The sequence below is a fragment of the Allobosea sp. 10L422 genome (genome assembly GCF_056395345.1).
On sequence record NZ_JBFTJI010000004.1, the window covers coordinates 125870 to 143724 of the forward strand.

Sequence of the window (17855 nt, forward strand, 5' to 3'; positions counted from 1 at the left end):
TCACCGAGGCTCTGGAACGCCGTCCTACTTGCCGCCCTGCGAGCGGCCGGAGGGCGAGACGTCGGGAATGGTCGGCGCCGTCGCTGGGCGCTCCCCGAAGGGATTGGCCGAAGGTGGATTGCGCCGCAGGCGGAAGGCGAGATAGGCGGCGGCCGCCGCCGAGAGCAGCCCGAGATAGGCCAGCAGCCCGTTCGGTCCGATGGCCTGCATGAAAGCCGTCGAGACCAGCGGGCCGATGGCCGAGCCCGTCGCCCAGAGGAACAGGAGCTGCGCCGAGAGGCCGAGCGCCCGTTCGCGCCCGAGCCGGAAATAGGCATGAGCGACGGCCACCGTGTAGATCGGCATCGAGCCGGCGCCAATCAGCGCGAACAGGCCGAAGAGCCAGAACCGGGCATGGGGCAGGGCGAACCAGAACACCGCGCCCAGCGCCAGCGAGCAGATCACCACCGAAAGCGTGGCGCTCAGCATGATGATGCGGCTCTCGACGCGGTCCGCCAGCAGCCCGAGCGGCCATTGCAGCACGAGCGCGCCGATCTGGATGCCGGCGGTGAGCAAGATCGCCCAGGCCTGGTCGAGCCCGATCAGGATGCCGTAGGCCGGCGCCACATTGGTGAGCGCGCCACCCATCAGGCCGACATACAGGCAGCCGATGACCGAGGCCGGCGCATATTGCCAGATCGTGTTGAGGCGAACCGAGACGACCTCGCCCGATTCCGGTCCCTTGGCCTTGGTCATGCCGACGGGGATCAGCGCGATCGAGAAGGCGGCGCTGGCGAGCAGGAAGATGTTGTTCGATTGCAGCGAGACGTAGCCGACACCGATCTGCGAGCCGATCAGGGCGAGGCGGTTGAGGATCTGGTAGAAGCCGAAGATGCGGCCGCGCTGGCCTGCTTTGGCCTGCCCGCTGATCCAGCTCTCGATGCAGATGGCGTGGCCGGCGCCGGCGAAGCCCATGCCCAGCCGCGAGATGCCCCAGATGTCGAGCGGCGTCGCCGAGAAGCTCAACGTCAGGACCGCCTGCAAGGCCGCGAAGACGGCGAAGGCGCGGATATGCCCCACGCGGCGGATGAAGGCGGGGATCACGAAGCAGCCGGCCAGGAAGCCGACGGAATAGGCCGAGCCGACGAGGCCGATCAGCAGCGGCGCCTTCTGCTCCAGCGCCATCTTCAGCGGCACGACGGTGTTCACGATCGTGGCGGCGATCTGAAGGATGAGCGCGCCGCTAACGATGGCCCCCAGCGCTGCGACAGAGCTCGTCCTCGGCTCGGTGGCTGCTTTGGTCACGTTGGTCCCGCCCCCTGCGCAGCCGCCATGAAGGCCTGAGATTCTCGAGGCGACAAGCCCTGCGGTTGCGATGCTTGCGACATATCCGATTCGAGCGCCGGGTGGGGAGAAATGGGCTGACATGCCAGCCTTGCCCGAAAAAGATGGGCCAATCGCGGCGGGCAGAGAAAAATCTCCGTCTCCGTTTCTCCATCGGCAGGCCTTGATCGCGCCGCCTTTGCATCGTCTTGCGGTGCTGCTGCTTGCCGTAATCCGCAGCTTCCTCATCCGCAAAAATTATCGATGCGGTTCACCGGCGATTAACCAACACAGCGCCTAATCGAAGCAGAACGAAGTTTGGGTTCTCCCGGCATTCTCGGTCACTACGCGACGTGTATCGCGCCTCTCTCGGCTGGGGCGCGAACGGCGAAGCCGTGTCCGCCGCCGGGCGTGGCGTAAGCGTATCGAGAGTGCGGCGGATGACCTATGCGACCTATGTGCGGGAAGGCGGTGCACCCTATGTGCGCTCCCGCCGACGCCGCAGGCCTTTGCTGAAAGGGTTCTTCCTCGCCGCCGCGCTGAGCTGTGGCGCGATGTCCGGCTTCTGGATGCTGGGGCAGGGCGCACCGGCGCCCGACACTGCCGACACCTCACCAGCCGCCGGCCGCAAGGCGTCCGCGGGCCGCGCCGCGCCGCAGCCGGTCCCGGCCTATGGCGGCCTGCTCGATCCGGCATTGTCCGGTGGCAAGGCCGCGTCCTTCGCACCGGGCGCTCCGGCCCGGTCCGCCTTCCAGCCCGCTGGCCCGGTTCCGCCGGCATCCTCGATTGCCGCAGCCGCTCCTGCCACCGAGCCCGCCTTGCCCTTGCGGCCGCAGCCGCCGGTCACGCTGGCCGAGAAGGCGATGCCGATGCCGGTGCCGCGGCCGCTCGATCTGCTTCCGAAGGCCGATCCCCAGCAGCCGCAGCAGCTCCAGCCGCGCGTCGCGCAGCCGACCCCGTCACGCCGCAACCGCACGGCGGCTGCCGCGCCGACGCCGGAAGATAACCGCAGCTTCTTCGAAAAGCTCTTCGGTGTGCAGAAGCAGCCGGCAGGCACGGCGCTCGCCTATGCCGCGCCGCAGGACGATGTCATCGATCGTGGCCGCGTCGCCCGGCTGAGCCCTTCCACCGGCACGCCGCCGCGTACCGCCGAGGCCGGCACCGCGATCTACGATATCAACGCCAAGATGGTCTACATGCCCAATGGCGAGCGGCTCGAGGCCCATTCCGGCCTGGGCGAGATGATGGACGATGCGCGCTATGCCCATGTCCGGATGAAGGGCGTGACCCCGCCGCATACCTATACGCTGACCGAGCGCGAGGCGCTTTTCCACGGCGTGCGCGCCATCCGCCTGAACCCAGTCGGCGGCAGCGGCGCCATCCATGGCCGCGCCGGGCTGCTCGCCCACACCTATCTGCTCGGGCCGCGCGGCGACTCGAACGGCTGCATTTCCTTCAAGGATTACGAGCGCTTCCTGCAGGCTTTCCTGCGCGGCGAGGTGAGGCGCATCGTGGTGGTGGCGAGCCTCTGAAAATGCCGGCTCGGCGCGTCCACGGCCGGCCCAGATCTTGAGTTTTCACCACACCGAATGCCGGAGGCGCTGGTCTCACGCCGTGCCGCCGATGACCCGGCCAGATCGCGTCGCATTCTGACGGCACCGTCAGAATGCGAAGAGCGCGATCGCTTCCAATGGTTTAGAGCATCGCTCCTGCGAAAACCGGTGCCCATCTTTTCGCGCAATGCTCTAGGACGGGTGGCTGAAGCTCGCGACCCGCGCATCCTTCATCAGGTTGAGGAAGTCGGCACCGCTGACATGCACCAGCGTCCGGTGGTCGCCACCTTCGAAATAGACCTCCTTGGCGTCGCCGAGGCTCTTGTCGAGAATCACAGGCACGTCATAGGCCGATCCGACCGGCGGAACGGCGCCGATATCGCAATCGAAGAAGAGCGAGCCGATCTCATCCTCGGAGGCGAGGCCGAGCCGTTTTTCCATCATATCCTGCAAGCGCGAAAGCTCGATCCGGTGCGTGCTCGGCACGACGGCGAGCACATAGCCGGTCTCGTGATGGACGACGACCGATTTGGCCAGCTTGCTGCCCGGAATATGGGCCGCCTGCGCAGCCTGGCTGCTGGTGGCAGTGCGATTATGGGCGACGGTGTCGTAGGCGATGCCTTTGCCGTCGATATAGCTCTGGAGCTTTTTGGCGATGGTCATGATCGGCGCCCCTCTCTTGCGTGGTGACGCATCAGAGCGGGTATCCTCCTCCCATCGCTGACGAAGTCAACGGCGGAGCAGGGCCGAGCGGGGGGCGTCGAGCCAGGCCCTGCCCGGGAGGTCGCGAGGGGCCGAGATCAGCCGCTCGCCGCCTTGGCCTTGCTCTTGGCCGGCGCCTTCTCCGCCTTCTCGCCCGTCGCCTTCTTGGCAGCTGGTTTTTTTGCAGCCGGCTTCTTCGCGGGGGCCTTGGCTTTTGCGGCGCTCGCGGCCTTGGCCTTGACCTTTGCTCCGCCCTTCGTCTCGGCCTTGGCGTTGACGAGCTCGATCGCTTGTTCGAGCGTGATGCTCTCCGGCGCCATCGTCTTGGGCAAGGTCGCGAAGATCTTGCCCCAGGCGACATAGGGGCCGTACTTGCCGGCCTTCACCTCGAGCCCGCCGCCCGCAGGATGGTCGCCCAACGCGCGGCCGGGTGTCGCCGCCGCGCCGCCGCGCCTGCCGCCGCCGCTCTCCTTGGCGACGATCAGGTCGATGGCGCGATTGGCGCCGAGTTCCAGCACGTCGTCGTCCTTGTCGATATTGGCGTAGGTCTTGCCGTGCTGGACATAGGGCCCGTAGCGGCCGATGCCGACGAGAATCGGCTCGCCCGATTCGGGGTGCTTCGCCACCTCGCGCGGCAGGGAGAGCAGGGCGAGCGCCTTCTCCAGCGTCACGGTGGCCGGGCTCATGCCCTTCGGCAGGCTGGAGCGCTTCGGCTTTTCGCCCTCGCCGAGCTGGATATAGGGGCCGAAGCGGCCATCGCGCAGCGTCACTTCGAGATTGGTGACAGGGTCGGTGCCCAGCACGCGCACGCCGGGCGTGCCCTGGCCGCCCTCGGCCGAGGCTTCGCCCTCGGCGGCCGGGACGGAGAGCGGACGGGTGTACCGGCATTCGGGGTAGTTCGAGCAGCCGACGAAAGCGCCGAACTTGCCGAGCTTCAGCGAGAGCTGGCCGTTGCCGCAATTCGGGCAGATGCGCGGATCGGTGCCATCAGCCTTGGCCGGGAAGATATAATCGCCGAGAATGCCGTTCAGCGCTTCCAGCACGTCGCCGACACGCAGATCCTTGGTCTCGCCGATGGAGGCGGTGAACTCTTCCCAGAACTGGCGCAGCAGCGCCTTCCAGTCGATCTCGGCGTTGGAGACGCGGTCGAGGTTTTCCTCGAGGTTCGCCGTGAAGTCGAACTCGACATAGCGCTTGAAGAAGCTCTCAAGGAAGGCCGTGACCAGCATGCCCTTGTCCTCGGGCACGAGGCGCTTCTTCTCGATGCGGACATATTCGCGGTCGCGCAAGGTCGAGAGGGTCGCGGCATAGGTCGAGGGCCGGCCGATGCCGAGCTCTTCCATGCGCTTGACGAGACTCGCTTCCGAGAAGCGGGGCGGCGGCTCGGTGAAGTGCTGGTCCGCGGCGATGGCGCGCTTCTCCAGCTTGTCGCCTGCCTTCATCGCCGGCAGCTTCTTCGAATCCTCGTCCTCGTCGTCGTCGCGACTTTCCTGATAGAGCGTCAGGAAGCCGTCGAAGAGCACGACCTGTCCGGTGGCGCGCAGGTCGAGGTTGCGGGCGCCGACCTTGGCCGCGATGTCGACCGTCGTGCGCTCCATCTCGGCCGATTCCATCTGGCTGGCGATGGTGCGCTTCCAGATCAGCTCGTAGAGCTTCGCCTGCTCGGGTTCGAGCTGGCGCGCGACCATGGCCGGCAGCCGGGCGAGATCGGTCGGGCGGATGGCCTCGTGGGCCTCCTGCGCGTTCTTGGCCTTGACCGTGTACTTGCGCGGCACGCTCGGCACATAGCGGTCACCGAATTCCTTGCCGATGACGCTGCGGGCGGCGGCGATGGCCGAGCCGTCCATATCGACGCCGTCGGTTCGCATATAGGTGATGAGGCCGACCGTCTCGCCGCCGATATCGACGCCTTCATAGAGCCGCTGCGCGAGCTGCATGGTCCGCGCCGGGGCGAGGCCGAGCTTGCGCGAGGCCTCCTGCTGCAGCGTCGAAGTCTGGAAGGGCGGCTGCGGATGGCGCTTGACCGGCTTGGCCTCGACCTCGCTGACGGTGAAGAGCGCGGTTTCCAGCGCCTCCTTGAAGGCCTTGGCCTCCTCGGCATTGCCGATGTCGAGCCGGGCGATCTTCTTGCCGTCGGCGCCAACGAGCCGAGCCTCGAAGGTCTGGCCGGATTCCGTCGCGAGCGTCGCCACCAGCGACCAGTATTCGCGGGCCCGGAAGGCCTCGATCTCGCGTTCGCGGTCGCAGACGAGGCGCAGCGCCACCGACTGGACACGGCCGGCCGAGCGGGCGCCGGGCAGCTTGCGCCACAGCACCGGCGACAGCGTGAAGCCGACGAGATAGTCGAGCGCGCGGCGGGCCAGATAGGCGTCGACCAGCGCCTGGTCGATGGCGCGCGGATTCGCCAATGCCTTCTGCACGGCGTCCTTGGTGACGGCGTTGAAGGTGACGCGCTCGACCGGGATGCCCTTCAGCACCTTCTTCTGGTTCAGCGCTTCCAGCACGTGCCAGGAAATCGCCTCGCCCTCGCGATCAGGGTCGGTGGCGAGGATCAGCTTCTCGGCGCCCTTCACGGCGCGCGCGATCTCGGCGACCTGCTTGGCGCCGCGGCCCTCGATCTCCCATTTCATGGAGAAGTCGTTGTCGGGCTCGACCGAGCCGTCCTTGGCCGGCAGGTCGCGGATATGCCCGAACGAGGCGATGACCTCGTAGTCGGAGCCCAGATATTTGTTGATCGTCTTGGCCTTGGCCGGCGACTCGACGACGAGGAGCTTCATGATCTGTTTGTCTCGATAACAGCCCTGTTCAGAGCGCGGAACCGGCCGTAACGGACGGTCTCGCGACCCGCAAGACCGCTGCGGTTCGGAATTGTGCGCGAAAGTGGTTCAGCGGGCGGGCCGTGTCAAACGGCGATTGAGCTTTGAGTGTCGCACGGGACGGTTTAGGGCCATTCTCCGGCTTGGGCTACGAAGTGGGGAGGCGAGCGTGTCTTCGCAAGCACAGATCAGACGCCAGACGGCGTTGGACATCCGCAGCCGCAAGGGAGCGGAGCCGATCGTGTCCCTGACCGCCTATACGGCGCCGATGGCGGCGTTGGCCGATCGTCATTGCGATTTCCTGTTGGTCGGGGATTCGCTCGGCATGGTCGTGCACGGCCTCGACAGCACCGTGCCGGTCACGCTGGAGATGATGATCCTGCACGGGCAGGCGGTGATGCGCGGTTCCCGGCGCGCGCTCGTCGTCATCGATATGCCCTTCGGCAGCTATGAGGAGAGCCCGGAGCAGGCCTTCCGCAACGCCGCCCGCATCATGCAGGAGACCGGCTGCGGCGCCGTCAAGCTCGAGGGCGGGCAGCGCATGGCCCCGACCATTCGCTTCCTGGTGGATAGGGGCATTCCGGTGATGGCGCATGTCGGGTTGACGCCGCAGGCGGTGAACGTGCTCGGCGGCTTCAAGGCGCAGGGGCGCAGCCGCGAGGAATGGCCCGCGATCACTGCCGATGCCGCATCGGTGGCCGAAGCCGGTGCCTTTGCCGTCGTCTTGGAAGCGATTGCTGAGCCGCTCGCGGCCGATATCACGGCCAGGATCGCGATCCCGACCATCGGCATCGGCGCCTCGGCCGCTTGCGATGGCCAGGTGCTCGTGCTCGACGACATGCTCGGCCTGACCGGCCGCGTGCCCAAATTTGTCAAGCTCTTCGGCAATCTCGCGGAGGGCGTCGACAAGGCCGTGGCGGATTATGCGGCAGAGGTTCGAGTCCGGAGCTTCCCAGGGCCCGAGCATGTCTATGCGGTGAAGGACTAAGTTCGAAATCACGCCGTCATTCAGGGGCTTCGCGCAGCGAAGAGCCCGGAACCCACGAACACGACACTTGCCGTCATGGTCGGGCTTGTCCCGACCATCCACGTCTTCATCGATACCATGCGGTGTTCAAGGCGTGGATGCTCGCCACAAGGGCGAGCATGACGAGCTGGAGCAAGGTCGTATTTAAGGCTTCCGGGCCCAAGCCTTCGGCTTGCCCCGGAATGACGGAGGTGGTTCCGGTCTGAAGCCGCCGTCGTTAGGCCTGCGCCGCCAGTAGCCGGTCGATGAAGCCCTCGGTCGCCGCTCCCGCGATCCAGCGCAGCACGGCGACGATGTCGCGCTCCGGCTCGACCCAGATCACGTTGCTCCCGGCGCCGAGCGCGGAGAAGGACGACGGGGGCAGACCTGGCCGCGCCGCCAGCCACCAGAGATAGCCGTAGTTCGCGAGAGTCGGGGAGGGTGAGAGCGAGCGCGCGATCCACTCGCGCGAAACGAGCTGCCGGCCGTTCCACTCGCCCTTACGGCCGATCAGCAGGCCGAAGCGGGCGTGGTCGCGTGCGCCGATGAACAGGCCGCCGCCCCAATGGCCGCCGCCGGGTACGGATTGAACCTCGCGCCCGTCGATCTCGACGAAGGAGCTGCTGTAGCCCTGCCATTGCCAGTCCTGCGAGGCGCCGATCGGGTCCATGATCCGCTCGCGCAGCACCTGCGGCAGCGGCCGGCGGAAGCGCTGGAGCAGGGCGTAGCCGAGCACGTTCACCCGCACATCGTTATATTCGTAGAAGCTGCCGGGCGCGTTGAGCTCGCGGCGCTGGCCCTTGCGGCTGTTGTCTGCGCCGGGGCCGATCTGGCGGTTGTGGTCGACCTGATCGGACTTGCCGAAAAGCTCGCCCTGCCATTCGCTCGACTGCTGCAGCAGGTGCCGCCAGGTGATCTTGCCGTTATGCGGGCCGGCGAAGATCGGATCGTCGACACTTTTGCAGACTGGCTCCTCGACATCTCCAATCAGCCCGTCGTCGAAGGCGATGCCGGCGAGTACCGACAGATAGCTCTTGGCGATCGAGAAGGTCATGTCGGTGCGGGCGGTGTCGCCCCATTCGGCAACGATGCGGCCGCCTTTCAGGATGAGACCGGCCGGGCCGCCGCGCTCGCGCACCGGGCCGACGATCTCGGTCCACGGACCTCTCTCGTTCCACTCGACGTTTCCGACATAGCTGCCGTCCGGATAGTAGAGGCTGCGCGGCCAGGGGCTTTCGTTCTCCTGTGCGAAAGCGATCGTGGCTGAAAGCCGCCCGGCATCGAAGCCGGCCTCGGCCGGTGCGATGGTTTCCCAGCCGGCGCTGTGGGGAGCGGGCACGAAGATGTCGGTCGGGCTGGGCACGGCTTGCGTCCTCTCAGGCGTGGGGGGCGAGAGGTAGCGCCGTTTTGCCGAAAGCTCCACGGCCCACAGGACATGGCGCCATCACGCCCGCGAGCGGCTTGCGCCGTGGGCGAGTCGCGCCTAAACAGCCTGCTTCAAATGACATCGCCAGCCCCGCTCTATCCGCATCGTCACCTGCTCGGCATCGAGGGGTTGTCCCATCTCGACATCGAAGGGCTATTGGACCGGGCCGAGGCCTATGTCGCCCTCTCGCGGCAGGTCGAGAAGAAGGCGGCTACCTTGCGCGGCCGCACCCAGATCAACCTGTTCTTCGAGCCCTCGACGCGGACGCAGGCCTCCTTCGAGCTCGCGGGAAAGCGGCTCGGCGCCGATGTGATGAATATGTCGGTCGCTTCGTCCTCGGTGAAGAAGGGCGAGACGCTSATCGACACSGCCGCGACGCTSAACGCSATGCGGCCGGACATCATCGTCGTCCGCCATCACGCGGCCGGTGCGGTCAACCTGCTCGCCCGCAAGGTCGACTGCTCGGTCGTCAATGCCGGCGACGGCGCGCATGAGCACCCGACGCAGGCACTGCTCGACGCGCTGACGATCCGCCGCAACAAGGGCCGCATCCAGGGGTTGACCGTGGCGATCTGCGGCGACATCCTGCATTCGCGCGTCGCCCGCTCCAACATTATTCTGCTGAATGCCCTCGGCGCGAAAGTTCGCCTCGTCGCACCTTCGACGCTGATGCCGCCGGGCATCGAGCGCATGGGCGTCGAGCTCTATACCGACATGAACAAGGGCCTCGAAGGCGCTGATATCGTAATGATGCTGCGCCTTCAGCTCGAACGGATGCACGGCGCCTTCGTGCCGTCCTCCAAGGAATATTTCCGCTATTACGGCCTCGACCGCGAGAAGCTCGAGCGCGCCCAGCCCGATGCGCTGGTGATGCATCCCGGCCCGATGAACCGCGGCGTCGAGATCTCCTCGGAAGTGGCTGATGGCGCGCAGTCGCTGATCCGCGAGCAGGTCGAGATGGGTGTCGCAGTCCGCATGGCGGTGCTCGATGCGCTCGCCCAGCATCTGCCGAATATCTGAGCGTGGCGGGACCGAACATGGCTGAAACGCAGGATATCGCGATCGTCAACGCACGCCTCGTCGACCCGGTGTCCGGGCGCGAGGGCAAGGGCTCCGTCTTGTTGCGGGGGGGCGATATCGCCTCGGTCGAATGGGGAGCGGCTCCTGCGACGGGCGACGACGTGCGCCGCATCGACGCCGGCGGGCAGGTGCTGACGCCGGGCCTGATCGACCTGCGCGCCTTTCTCGGTGAGCCAGGCGCCGAATTCCGTGAGACGCTGGGTTCCGGTTCGCAGGCGGCCGCCGCCGGTGGCGTCACCACCATCGTCTGCCGGCCGGACACCGACCCGCCGATCGACGATCCCGCGATCATCGATTTTCTGAAGCGCCGCGCACGCGACAAGGCGATCGTCAACGTGCTGCCCTGCGCCGCCCTGACCAAGGGGCTGGAAGGCAGGGAGATCACCGAATTCGGCCTGCTTCTGGAGGCAGGAGCGGTCGCGTTCGGCGACGGCGCCTGGGCCTTGCGCAACCCGCAGGTGATGCGCCGCGCCATGATCTACGCCCGCAATTTCGACGCGCTGATCATGAACCATGTCGAGGACCCTGAACTACGGGGCTCGGGCGTGATGAACGAGGGCGAGTTCGCCAGCCGCAAGGGCCTGCCCGGCATCCCGCTCGAGGCCGAGACGGTGATGCTGGAACGTGACATCCGCCTCGCCCGCGCCACCGGCGCCCGCTATCACGCCGCGATGATCTCCTGCGCCGAATCGGCTGAACTCGTTCGCCGCGCCAAGCAGGACGGTGCCCGCATCACCTGCGGCGTCTCGATCAACAACCTCACCCTCAACGAGAACGACGTCGGCGACTACCGGACCTTCTGCAAGGTCTCGCCGCCGCTGCGTCACGAGGACGACCGCCTCGCCTTGGTCGCAGCGCTCGCCGACGGAGTGATCGACGTCGTGGTCTCCGACCATGATCCGCAGGATGTCGAGACGAAGCGCCAGCCCTTCGCCGAGGCTGCGGACGGCGCCCTCGGCATCGAGACCTTGCTGTCGGCCGCGCAACGCCTTGTGCAGGCTGGCCAGATCGGTTTGCCCCAGCTTCTCGCCGCGCTGTCGGCGCGGCCGGCGGCCTTGCTCGGCCTGCCCTCGGGGCGTCTTGCTCCCGGCGCGCCGGCAGACCTCGTCCTGTTCGATCCGGAAGCGCCCTTCGTCGTCGACAAGCGTAAGCTCAAATCGCGCGCCAAGAACTCGCCCTTCGATGAGGCGCGGCTGGAAGGCATCGTCGCGGCGACGATCGTTGCCGGGCGGGTGGTGTATGAGGTCGAGCCGGGCTAGGCTGCGCGCGGACTGTGGGGAATAGGGCGGCATGACCGATGTTCTGAACTGGAGCCTCTCCGGCTCGGCAACGCTGATCGCGCTCGTCGTCGGCTATCTCTTCGGCTCCATCCCCTTCGGCATCATCCTGACGAAGCTCGCGGGTGGGCCCGATCTGCGCAGCATCGGCTCCGGCAATATCGGCGCGACCAACGTCCTGCGCACCGGCAACAAGAAGCTCGCGGCCGCCACCCTCGTAGGCGACATGCTGAAGGGCACGGTGGCGGTCATCGTCGGCTCGCGCCTGCTCGGCGGGCCGGAGGCGGCGCTGGCCGCGGGCATCGGCGCCTTCCTCGGCCATCTCTTTCCGGTCTGGGTCGGCTTCAAGGGCGGCAAGGGCGTCGCGACCTATCTCGGCGTGCTGATCGGCGTGAAGGCTTCGATCGCGCTTGTTTTCGCCGCGATCTGGCTGAGCGTCGCCTATCTCTCGCGCTACTCTTCGCTTTCGGCGCTGGTGGCCAGCCTGCTGACGCCGCTGCTGCTCTGGTTCTGGGCGGGCATGCACCAGGCTGCCATCGTCATGGCTATCCTGACGGTGCTGCTCTGGATCATGCACCGAACCAATATCGCCCGGCTGCTCTCCGGGAGCGAAGGCAAGATCGGCCAGAAGGGCTGAGCGATATGGCGGCTGGCATCGTCCTCTCCGATCGCCAGCGTCTCGATTGGTTGAGGCTGATCCGCAGCGAGAGCGTCGGCCCGCGGACCTTCCGTTCCCTGATGAACCGCTTCGGCGGAGTTGGTGCTGCGCTTGAGGCCCTGCCGGAGCTCGCCCGACGAGCTGGCCGTCCGATCCGCATCTGCCAGCCTGCGGAAGCGGAACGCGAGCTGGAAGGCTTGCGGCGTCTCGGCGGACGCCTGATCGCGCTCGGCGAAGCGGAGTACCCGGTGCCGCTGCAGGCGATCGATTCGGCGCCGCCGCTGATCGCGGTGCTCGGACAGGTGCAGATTCTCCAGAAGCCGGCGGTTGCTCTGGTCGGTTCCCGCAATGCCTCCGCGGCGGGGATGAAATTCACCGGCCGGCTGGCGCGCGAGCTCGGTGAGGCCGAATTCGCCGTCGTCTCCGGGCTGGCGCGCGGCATCGATACGGCCGCCCATCAGGCAAGCCTCGAAACCGGGACCGTCGCGGTGCTCGCCGGCGGGCTCGACGAGATCTATCCGCCGCAGAACATCTCCCTGGCGGAGCGCATCGCCGAGCGGGGCGCCGTCATCAGCGAGATGCCGCTCGGCTGGGTCGCCAGGGCCCGCGACTTTCCTCGGCGCAATCGACTCGTCTCCGGCCTTTCGCTGGGCACCGTGGTGGTCGAGGCGGCGCGCCGCTCCGGTTCGCTGATCACGGCGCGCTTCGCCAACGAGCAGGGGCGGCTGGTCTTCGCCGTGCCCGGCTCGCCGCTCGACCCTCGCGCCGAAGGCGGCAATCACCTGATCCGGGAGGGTGCGATGCTTTGCGCCGAGGCTGCGCATGTCATCGAGGCGCTCGCGCCGTTGCGTCGGCAGGACCCGGCCTCCTGGCTCGATCACTCGGCGCTGCGGGAGGCGCCCGGCGAGCCGGCGAGCGAGGCGATGTGGGACGAGCTCGATCTGCCGGAGGTGGCACCGGCACCGGGCTTCGTGCGACATCAGGGGGATTTCGATCCTCCGCCATCGACCGAGGAGGTCGGGGGGGCCGTCTTGCCGCCGGGCCTTGGTCGCCTCGTGCTGGACCTGCTCGGACCGACGCCGATCGCGCCCGATGACCTTGTCCGTGCGAGCGGTCATGCCGCGCGCGAGATCAGCCGGATTTTGGCCGAGCTGGAACTCGAAGGGCAAGTGCGCCGTCACCCCGGTGGAGCTTTGTCGCGGGCGCGCTTCTGATCTTCTCCTTGCTCGGAAGGCCGAGGCCTACTGGGCCTTGCCGTTCGATTTGGCCTGGCGCTCGACTTCGGCCGATGCCTCGATACGGGTCATCTCCAGGAAATAGGACAGGATCTCCAGCTTCGTTGCGCGCGCCATGGTCCGCAACTCGGCGGCCATGCTCTCGATGAACGCCGCCGCCTCCAGCGCGGTCATCGGCCGGTCGGGAGTGTCGCCGTCCCGCTCATCGCCGTCGGGTTCGGACGGAACCAGCTTCTGCGCCTGAACCAGCTTACGCGCTTTTGGCTTCATGCGCATGGATACCTCGTCTGGCAGGCGCGGAACGCGTCCGGAGGCGTCTCCTTCGGATATGCACCTATAAATTGTATTCTCGTAAAAATTTCAAGCTCAGGTCGCTCATCGTAGGAGGAGCACGGCGACGGGGAGCGTCGCGAGCGCCAGCAGGGTCTGAAGCGTTGTGATCTCCGCCATCAGCGGTGCGTCGCCGCCAAGGTCGCGGGCGAGGAAATAGGCGGCCGTGGCGGTCGGAACGGCGCCGGCGACGATCGTCATGGTCAGGGCCGGGCCGGTGACGCCGAACCAACCGGCATAGAGCCAGGCCGCAGCTGGCATCACCACGAGTTTCAATCCAACGGCGACCCAATGGGCGAGGCGAGGGCGCGCGAGCCGGTTCAGATCGAGCGCGGAGCCCACGACCAGCAGGCCGATGCCGAGGGAAGCCCGCCCCAATACGTCGAGATAGCCGGTGAAGGCCGAAGGCAGCATCCACTGGGCCTGGTTGAAGGCAAGGCCCACGGCGGATGACCAGATGAAGGGGTTATACAGGATCGAGCGCACGGTGGCGCCGACGCTCATCGGCTTGCCGTTGGCGAAGCGCGCGAGGATGAGGACGCACATGACGTTGAGCAGGGGGATCATCGCGGCGACCGCGATCGCCATCAGGGTCGCGCCGTTGCGGCCTTGCAGTCCGGCTGCCAGCGCCAGCGCGACGAAGGTGTTCCAGCGGACCGAGCCCTGGAAGATCGAGGTGAAGGCAGGCCCGTCGATGCCTGCTTGCGCCAGGAGAGGCCGGGTCAGCAGGAGACATGCTGCGACGCTGAGAATGGCGAGGACGAGGCTCGCCCCCATGGCAACGACCGGTACGCCACGCAGATCGGCCATGGCGAGCGTGTGGATGACGACGGCCGGAAACAGCACCTGGTAGGTCAGGCGCTCGACGCCGAGCCAATGCGAGGGCGAAACGAGGTTTCGGGCTTTCAGGACCCACCCGGTCGCGATGACGAGGAAAACGGCGATCAGGCTGTCGAGCATGGCAGACCGGCAAGATGGGCAGGAACAACGGTTCTCGCCGGCAGTTGATGCGGCGAGTATCGACCAGCCTGTTCCATGGCGGCCCGCCGCCGGCAAGGGCGTTGATGGAGACCCGTTGTGTCTCTGCCGCAATGCCGCCGCGATTGGTTCAGGTCGCATTCAACCGGATCGAGCGAACCTGCCGTCATGGTTCGGGACGGTCCCGACGAAGGAGATGCCGTCATGATCTCTCTGAGCAAGACATTCGCCATCGCGTTGACTGCCGCAGGTGTGGCGGTGGGCAGCTTCGCGGTTCCTGCCATGGCGCAGGAGCAGCGTCTGTTCGATGCAACCCGGCTCGACAAGGCGCAGGCCGGCTATACGCAATACTATCGCGGTTATCGTGGCGGTTATCGCGGCGGGTATTACCGCGGCTGGCGCGGCCCCTCGCGCGGCGCAGCGATCGCCGGGGCCGTCGGCCTCGGCATCCTCGGCGCGGCGGCCGTCGCGGCGAACAACCGCGCCTACGCGGCGCCGTACTACGATGAGTACTACGCGCCTCCGCCGCCGCCGGTCTATGCCTATCCGCAGCGCTACTATGCGCCCTATGGCGGCTATTATGCTCCGTATGATTTCCGCGATCATCGCTAAGGTCGCGGCTTGAAGCGCCTTGCAAGGCCCGCGCAATCTGCGCGGGCCTATTTTTGTGGGTTTGTCAGGGAAATCTTCGCGATTTGACGCCAGAAGATGGCGTCACTGATGTTTGGACGATTGAGGTATCACCGAAATGGCTCCCCTTCGAGATGTTCTGATCGCCGGGCTGGGATTGGCGATGGCCGGCTGGGGCAGCGTTCAGCCCGCCTCAGCGCAGTATTACGCCGGCCCCAACTACGATCGTTCCTATGAGCGTCGCCCCGGCGACGGCTATGAGAGTCGCGGCTACGGACGCAACGATGACCGCAGGGATTGGCGCGACGATCGGCGCGGTTACGGTCGCGACGATGCGCGGGGCGACCGGCGCGACGATCGTCGTCCCGGCTACGATGGCGGGCGTCGCCAGCAGGACCCGATGGCGGGCATGACGATGGAAGAGCGGAAGCGCGCCATCAAGAACGAGCGCGAAGCACAGAAGAAGGCGTTCAAGCGCGGGCTTCTGTTCAACTGAGCTTCTCGGAAAAGCGCCTCATATTTGAGGCGCTTCCTTCAGTCGAACGCGTCTTGCTCGCCTTCCAGCGGCGCGAGCCGGCCCAGCCTGTCGAGCGCACCCTGCAGGATGTAGGCGGCGGCCATCTTGTCGACGACCGCTGCGCGCTTGGCGCGCGACGCGTCGGCATCGAGCAAGGTGCGTGTTACGGCCATCGTGGACATTCGCTCGTCCCAGAACACGATCGGCAGGTCGGTCAGGGGGGCGAGGTTGCGCACGAAGGCGCGGGTGGACTGCACGCGCGGCCCCTCCGTGCCGTCCATGTTGAGCGGCAGGCCAATGACCAGCCCGGCCACCTGATGCTTCCCCGCGATCTTCAGCAGCGCCGCGGCGTCGAGCCCGAACTTCACCCGCTGGATCGTCTCAAGCGGCGTCGCGATCTGCCGCTCCAGATCCGACAGCGCGAGCCCGATCGTCTTGGTGCCGAGATCGAGGCCGAGCAGGCGCGCATGCGCCGGCAGGTCGAGGAAGGCTTCGAGCGGGACGACGGCGCTGGTCATGGCGTGGCGGTATCACGCGCAGCCCCATCTCGCGAGCGATACCTTTACCGATGGTCCCCGCGAATGCCGGTTTCCCGGCAGCTGTAGCGTCGATGCCATCGCCTATCTGCGATGATCGGGCTATATCGGCGCGCTCGGAGCGGCTCTGCCGCTATTGGAGGATTTTCTGCCGTGGCGGCGCGCATCTCGCTGCAAGTTCCCGACAAGGACCTGCTTGGCGCCTATGAGGCTGCGCTGCGCGCAGGCTGGTCGCCCAATACGACGCGCAACGTCGCGCCCGAGCAACTCGCCGCCATAGCCGCCGATCCCGACGCCTTCCTCGCCGAAATTCGTGGCGGCCCGGGACGTGTGAGGCTGCCGGATGGCCGCGAGGTCGATCGCATTCCCGGCCCGACGCGCTGGATCTTCGCCGAGGATCGGCCCGAGCGGCCCTTCATCGGCTCGATCAACCTGCGCTGGCAGGAGAAGGATGGACGGCCCATCCTGGCCTTGCCGGAACATGTGCTGGGCCATATCGGCTACACCATCCTGCCGGCATTCGCCGGCCACGGCTACGCCACAGCGGCGCTCGCCGGGATGCTTGGCGTCGCGCGCGAGGCCGGTCTGCCGGAGATCACCATCACCTGCGACGTCGAGAACCACGCCTCGCGCCGCATCATCGAGAAGAACGGCGGGCGATTGATCGAGACCTTCGTCGCGCCGCTCTACAGCCCCGATCCACGCCTTCGTTTCATCGTCAGCACGGCACCATGACCGACATCGTCATCACCGAATTCATGGACGACGCCGCCGTCGCCAATCTCAAGGCGCGCTTCGCTGTTCATTATGATCCCGAGCTCTATGCCGATTCGGATGAGATGGCGCGGCTCTTCGCCGATGTCCCGGCCGTGATCGTGCGCAACCAGACGCAACTGCGTGGCAAGGTGCTGGAGGCGGCCAAGGCGCTGAAGGTGATCGGGCGCCTGGGCGTCGGCCTCGACAATCTCGACATGGAGACTTGCGCCGCTCGTGGCATCCGCGTCTTCCCCGCGACCGGCGCCAACAGCCTCTCCGTCGTCGAATACGTCATCGGCACGACGATGACGTTGTTGCGCGGCGCCTATTTCGCCAATGCCGCGATGGTCGCCGGCGAATTCCCCAAGACGAAGCTGATTGGCCGCGAGATCGCCGGCAAGCTGATGGGCCTCGTCGGCTTCGGCTCCATCGCCCGCGACGTCGCCCATCATGCCCGCGCTATCGGCATGGAGGTGGCGGCCTACCATCCGCGCTTGGCCGTCGATGATCCCGCCTGGAGCGGCGTGCGGCGGCTGGAGTTCAACGAATTGCTGGCGCAAGCCGACGTCATCAGCCTGCACGTCCCGCTGACCTCGGAAACCCGCGGCATGATCGACGCGAAGGCCTTGGCCCGGATGAAGCCGGACGCGATCCTGATCAACACGGCGCGCGGCGGCATCATGGACGAGGCGGCCTTGGTCAAGGCGCTCAAGGCCGGCAAGCTCGGCGGCGCGGCGATCGACGTCTACGAGCAGGAGCCGCTTGGCAAGGACGCGGCCAAGGTTTTCGCTGGCGCACCCAACCTGATCCTGACCCCGCATATCGCCGGTAACACGGTCGAGTCGAACGGGCGCGTGTCTGGGCTCGTGGCCGAGAAGGTCATGGCGGCGCTGGAGGAGCGGATTTAGGGTGTAGATTGGAGCGAGTGGCCGCTTCCAACCCATAACGGCCTTCACCTATCTGGAAACGCGCATCCAAGATAACCGAGGCGGAACCAACGCAGAGGTCGTTATGATCGATTGGATGCCAGACGCCCTGAAGCGCCTACTCGAT

18 protein-coding genes are annotated in these 17855 nt (G+C 66.8%); 11 read left to right on the forward strand and 7 right to left on the reverse strand.

The window, feature by feature from the left end; genetic code table 11:
• Positions 1-24 precede the first annotated feature (24 nt).
• Entirely contained in the window at positions 25-1284 is a 1260-nt protein-coding gene (locus tag AC1DEZ_RS10640; RefSeq protein ID WP_441511301.1) for an MFS transporter, read from the reverse strand.
• Positions 1285-1405: 121 nt separating this feature from the next.
• On the opposite strand from AC1DEZ_RS10640, the gene AC1DEZ_RS10645 reads away from it, so the two are divergent.
• The gene (locus AC1DEZ_RS10645) at positions 1406-1603 is read left to right on the forward strand and encodes a hypothetical protein (RefSeq protein ID WP_476779688.1); all 198 of its coding nucleotides are present in this window, start codon (positions 1406-1408) and stop codon (positions 1601-1603) included.
• A 139-nt stretch (positions 1604-1742) separates the two neighbouring features.
• Entirely contained in the window at positions 1743-2834 is a 1092-nt protein-coding gene (locus AC1DEZ_RS10650) for a DUF2778 domain-containing protein (RefSeq protein ID WP_441511302.1), read from the forward strand.
• Between the two features lie 213 nt (positions 2835-3047).
• Here the strand turns inward: AC1DEZ_RS10650 and AC1DEZ_RS10655 are convergent, their stop codons facing one another.
• The gene (locus AC1DEZ_RS10655) at positions 3048-3518 is read right to left on the reverse strand and encodes an aminoacyl-tRNA deacylase (protein ID WP_441511303.1); all 471 of its coding nucleotides are present in this window, start codon (positions 3516-3518) and stop codon (positions 3048-3050) included.
• Between the two features lie 137 nt (positions 3519-3655).
• Positions 3656-6334 (reverse strand): type I DNA topoisomerase, encoded by a 2679-nt coding sequence (gene topA / locus AC1DEZ_RS10660; protein WP_441511304.1) that lies wholly within the window; start codon positions 6332-6334, stop codon positions 3656-3658.
• Between the two features lie 208 nt (positions 6335-6542).
• On the opposite strand from topA, the gene panB reads away from it, so the two are divergent.
• Complete coding sequence (panB, locus tag AC1DEZ_RS10665) at positions 6543-7361, forward strand: 3-methyl-2-oxobutanoate hydroxymethyltransferase (protein ID WP_441511305.1); 819 nt, start codon at positions 6543-6545, stop codon at positions 7359-7361.
• Between the two features lie 256 nt (positions 7362-7617).
• Here the strand turns inward: panB and AC1DEZ_RS10670 are convergent, their stop codons facing one another.
• Positions 7618-8742, reverse strand: coding sequence for a serine hydrolase domain-containing protein (locus AC1DEZ_RS10670; protein ID WP_441511306.1), 1125 nt, complete (start codon positions 8740-8742; stop codon positions 7618-7620).
• A gap of 138 nt (positions 8743-8880) precedes the next feature.
• On the opposite strand from AC1DEZ_RS10670, the gene AC1DEZ_RS10675 reads away from it, so the two are divergent.
• The 4 genes from AC1DEZ_RS10675 to dprA are packed head-to-tail and all read left to right on the forward strand — an operon-like array spanning position 8881 to position 13034.
• Complete coding sequence (locus AC1DEZ_RS10675; protein WP_441511307.1) at positions 8881-9825, forward strand: aspartate carbamoyltransferase catalytic subunit; 945 nt, start codon at positions 8881-8883, stop codon at positions 9823-9825.
• A 17-nt stretch (positions 9826-9842) separates the two neighbouring features.
• Positions 9843-11144, forward strand: coding sequence for a dihydroorotase (pyrC, locus tag AC1DEZ_RS10680; protein ID WP_441511308.1), 1302 nt, complete (start codon positions 9843-9845; stop codon positions 11142-11144).
• A 31-nt stretch (positions 11145-11175) separates the two neighbouring features.
• Positions 11176-11799: a glycerol-3-phosphate 1-O-acyltransferase PlsY gene (plsY, locus tag AC1DEZ_RS10685; RefSeq protein ID WP_441511309.1), complete on the forward strand. Its 624-nt coding sequence runs from the start codon at positions 11176-11178 to the stop codon at positions 11797-11799.
• Positions 11800-11804: 5 nt separating this feature from the next.
• Positions 11805-13034 (forward strand): DNA-processing protein DprA, encoded by a 1230-nt coding sequence (dprA, locus tag AC1DEZ_RS10690; protein ID WP_441511310.1) that lies wholly within the window; start codon positions 11805-11807, stop codon positions 13032-13034.
• A gap of 27 nt (positions 13035-13061) precedes the next feature.
• Here dprA and AC1DEZ_RS10695 read toward each other — a convergent pair whose 3' ends face one another.
• Together AC1DEZ_RS10695 and AC1DEZ_RS10700 are read right to left on the reverse strand one after the other, a co-directional pair.
• Entirely contained in the window at positions 13062-13331 is a 270-nt protein-coding gene (locus AC1DEZ_RS10695; RefSeq protein WP_441511311.1) for a hypothetical protein, read from the reverse strand.
• Positions 13332-13430: 99 nt separating this feature from the next.
• Positions 13431-14345 carry an AEC family transporter gene (locus AC1DEZ_RS10700; protein ID WP_441511312.1) on the reverse strand — a complete coding sequence of 305 codons (915 nt, stop codon included), beginning with the start codon at positions 14343-14345 and terminating at the stop codon, positions 13431-13433.
• A gap of 222 nt (positions 14346-14567) precedes the next feature.
• Here AC1DEZ_RS10700 and AC1DEZ_RS10705 point away from each other — a divergent pair, with 222 nt between their 5' ends.
• Both AC1DEZ_RS10705 and AC1DEZ_RS10710 read left to right on the forward strand, forming a co-directional pair.
• Positions 14568-14975 (forward strand): hypothetical protein, encoded by a 408-nt coding sequence (locus AC1DEZ_RS10705; protein WP_441511313.1) that lies wholly within the window; start codon positions 14568-14570, stop codon positions 14973-14975.
• Positions 14976-15111: 136 nt separating this feature from the next.
• Positions 15112-15489 carry a hypothetical protein gene (locus tag AC1DEZ_RS10710; protein WP_441511314.1) on the forward strand — a complete coding sequence of 126 codons (378 nt, stop codon included), beginning with the start codon at positions 15112-15114 and terminating at the stop codon, positions 15487-15489.
• 38 nt (positions 15490-15527) lie between these two features.
• Here AC1DEZ_RS10710 and ruvX read toward each other — a convergent pair whose 3' ends face one another.
• A complete protein-coding gene (ruvX, locus tag AC1DEZ_RS10715) occupies positions 15528-16028 on the reverse strand; it encodes a Holliday junction resolvase RuvX (RefSeq protein ID WP_441511315.1) in 501 nt (166 codons plus the stop codon).
• 171 nt (positions 16029-16199) lie between these two features.
• Between ruvX and AC1DEZ_RS10720 the strand changes: the two genes are divergently transcribed.
• Positions 16200-16781, forward strand: a complete 582-nt coding sequence (locus AC1DEZ_RS10720) for a GNAT family N-acetyltransferase (protein WP_441511316.1) — start codon at positions 16200-16202, stop codon at positions 16779-16781.
• On the forward strand, positions 16778-17710 hold the full coding sequence (locus AC1DEZ_RS10725) for a hydroxyacid dehydrogenase (RefSeq protein WP_441511317.1): 933 nt from the start codon (positions 16778-16780) through the stop codon (positions 17708-17710). Before AC1DEZ_RS10720 ends, AC1DEZ_RS10725 begins: the two co-directional genes overlap by 4 nt.
• The last annotated feature ends 145 nt before the right edge of the window (positions 17711-17855 follow it).

Coding starts and splice junctions, on each gene's coding strand:
- AC1DEZ_RS10645 (WP_476779688.1), top strand. CDS start 1,406: ATGCCAGCCTTGCCCGAAAAAGATGGGCCAATCGCGGCGGGCAGAGAA.
- ruvX (WP_441511315.1), bottom strand. CDS start 16,028: ATGACCAGCGCCGTCGTCCCGCTCGAAGCCTTCCTCGACCTGCCGGCG.
- AC1DEZ_RS10650 (WP_441511302.1), top strand. CDS start 1,743: ATGACCTATGCGACCTATGTGCGGGAAGGCGGTGCACCCTATGTGCGC.
- dprA (WP_441511310.1), top strand. CDS start 11,805: ATGGCGGCTGGCATCGTCCTCTCCGATCGCCAGCGTCTCGATTGGTTG.
- AC1DEZ_RS10700 (WP_441511312.1), bottom strand. CDS start 14,345: ATGCTCGACAGCCTGATCGCCGTTTTCCTCGTCATCGCGACCGGGTGG.
- topA (WP_441511304.1), bottom strand. CDS start 6,334: ATGAAGCTCCTCGTCGTCGAGTCGCCGGCCAAGGCCAAGACGATCAAC.
- AC1DEZ_RS10710 (WP_441511314.1), top strand. CDS start 15,112: ATGGCTCCCCTTCGAGATGTTCTGATCGCCGGGCTGGGATTGGCGATG.
- AC1DEZ_RS10655 (WP_441511303.1), bottom strand. CDS start 3,518: ATGACCATCGCCAAAAAGCTCCAGAGCTATATCGACGGCAAAGGCATC.
- AC1DEZ_RS10705 (WP_441511313.1), top strand. CDS start 14,568: ATGATCTCTCTGAGCAAGACATTCGCCATCGCGTTGACTGCCGCAGGT.
- AC1DEZ_RS10695 (WP_441511311.1), bottom strand. CDS start 13,331: ATGCGCATGAAGCCAAAAGCGCGTAAGCTGGTTCAGGCGCAGAAGCTG.
- AC1DEZ_RS10725 (WP_441511317.1), top strand. CDS start 16,778: ATGACCGACATCGTCATCACCGAATTCATGGACGACGCCGCCGTCGCC.
- plsY (WP_441511309.1), top strand. CDS start 11,176: ATGACCGATGTTCTGAACTGGAGCCTCTCCGGCTCGGCAACGCTGATC.
- pyrC (WP_441511308.1), top strand. CDS start 9,843: ATGGCTGAAACGCAGGATATCGCGATCGTCAACGCACGCCTCGTCGAC.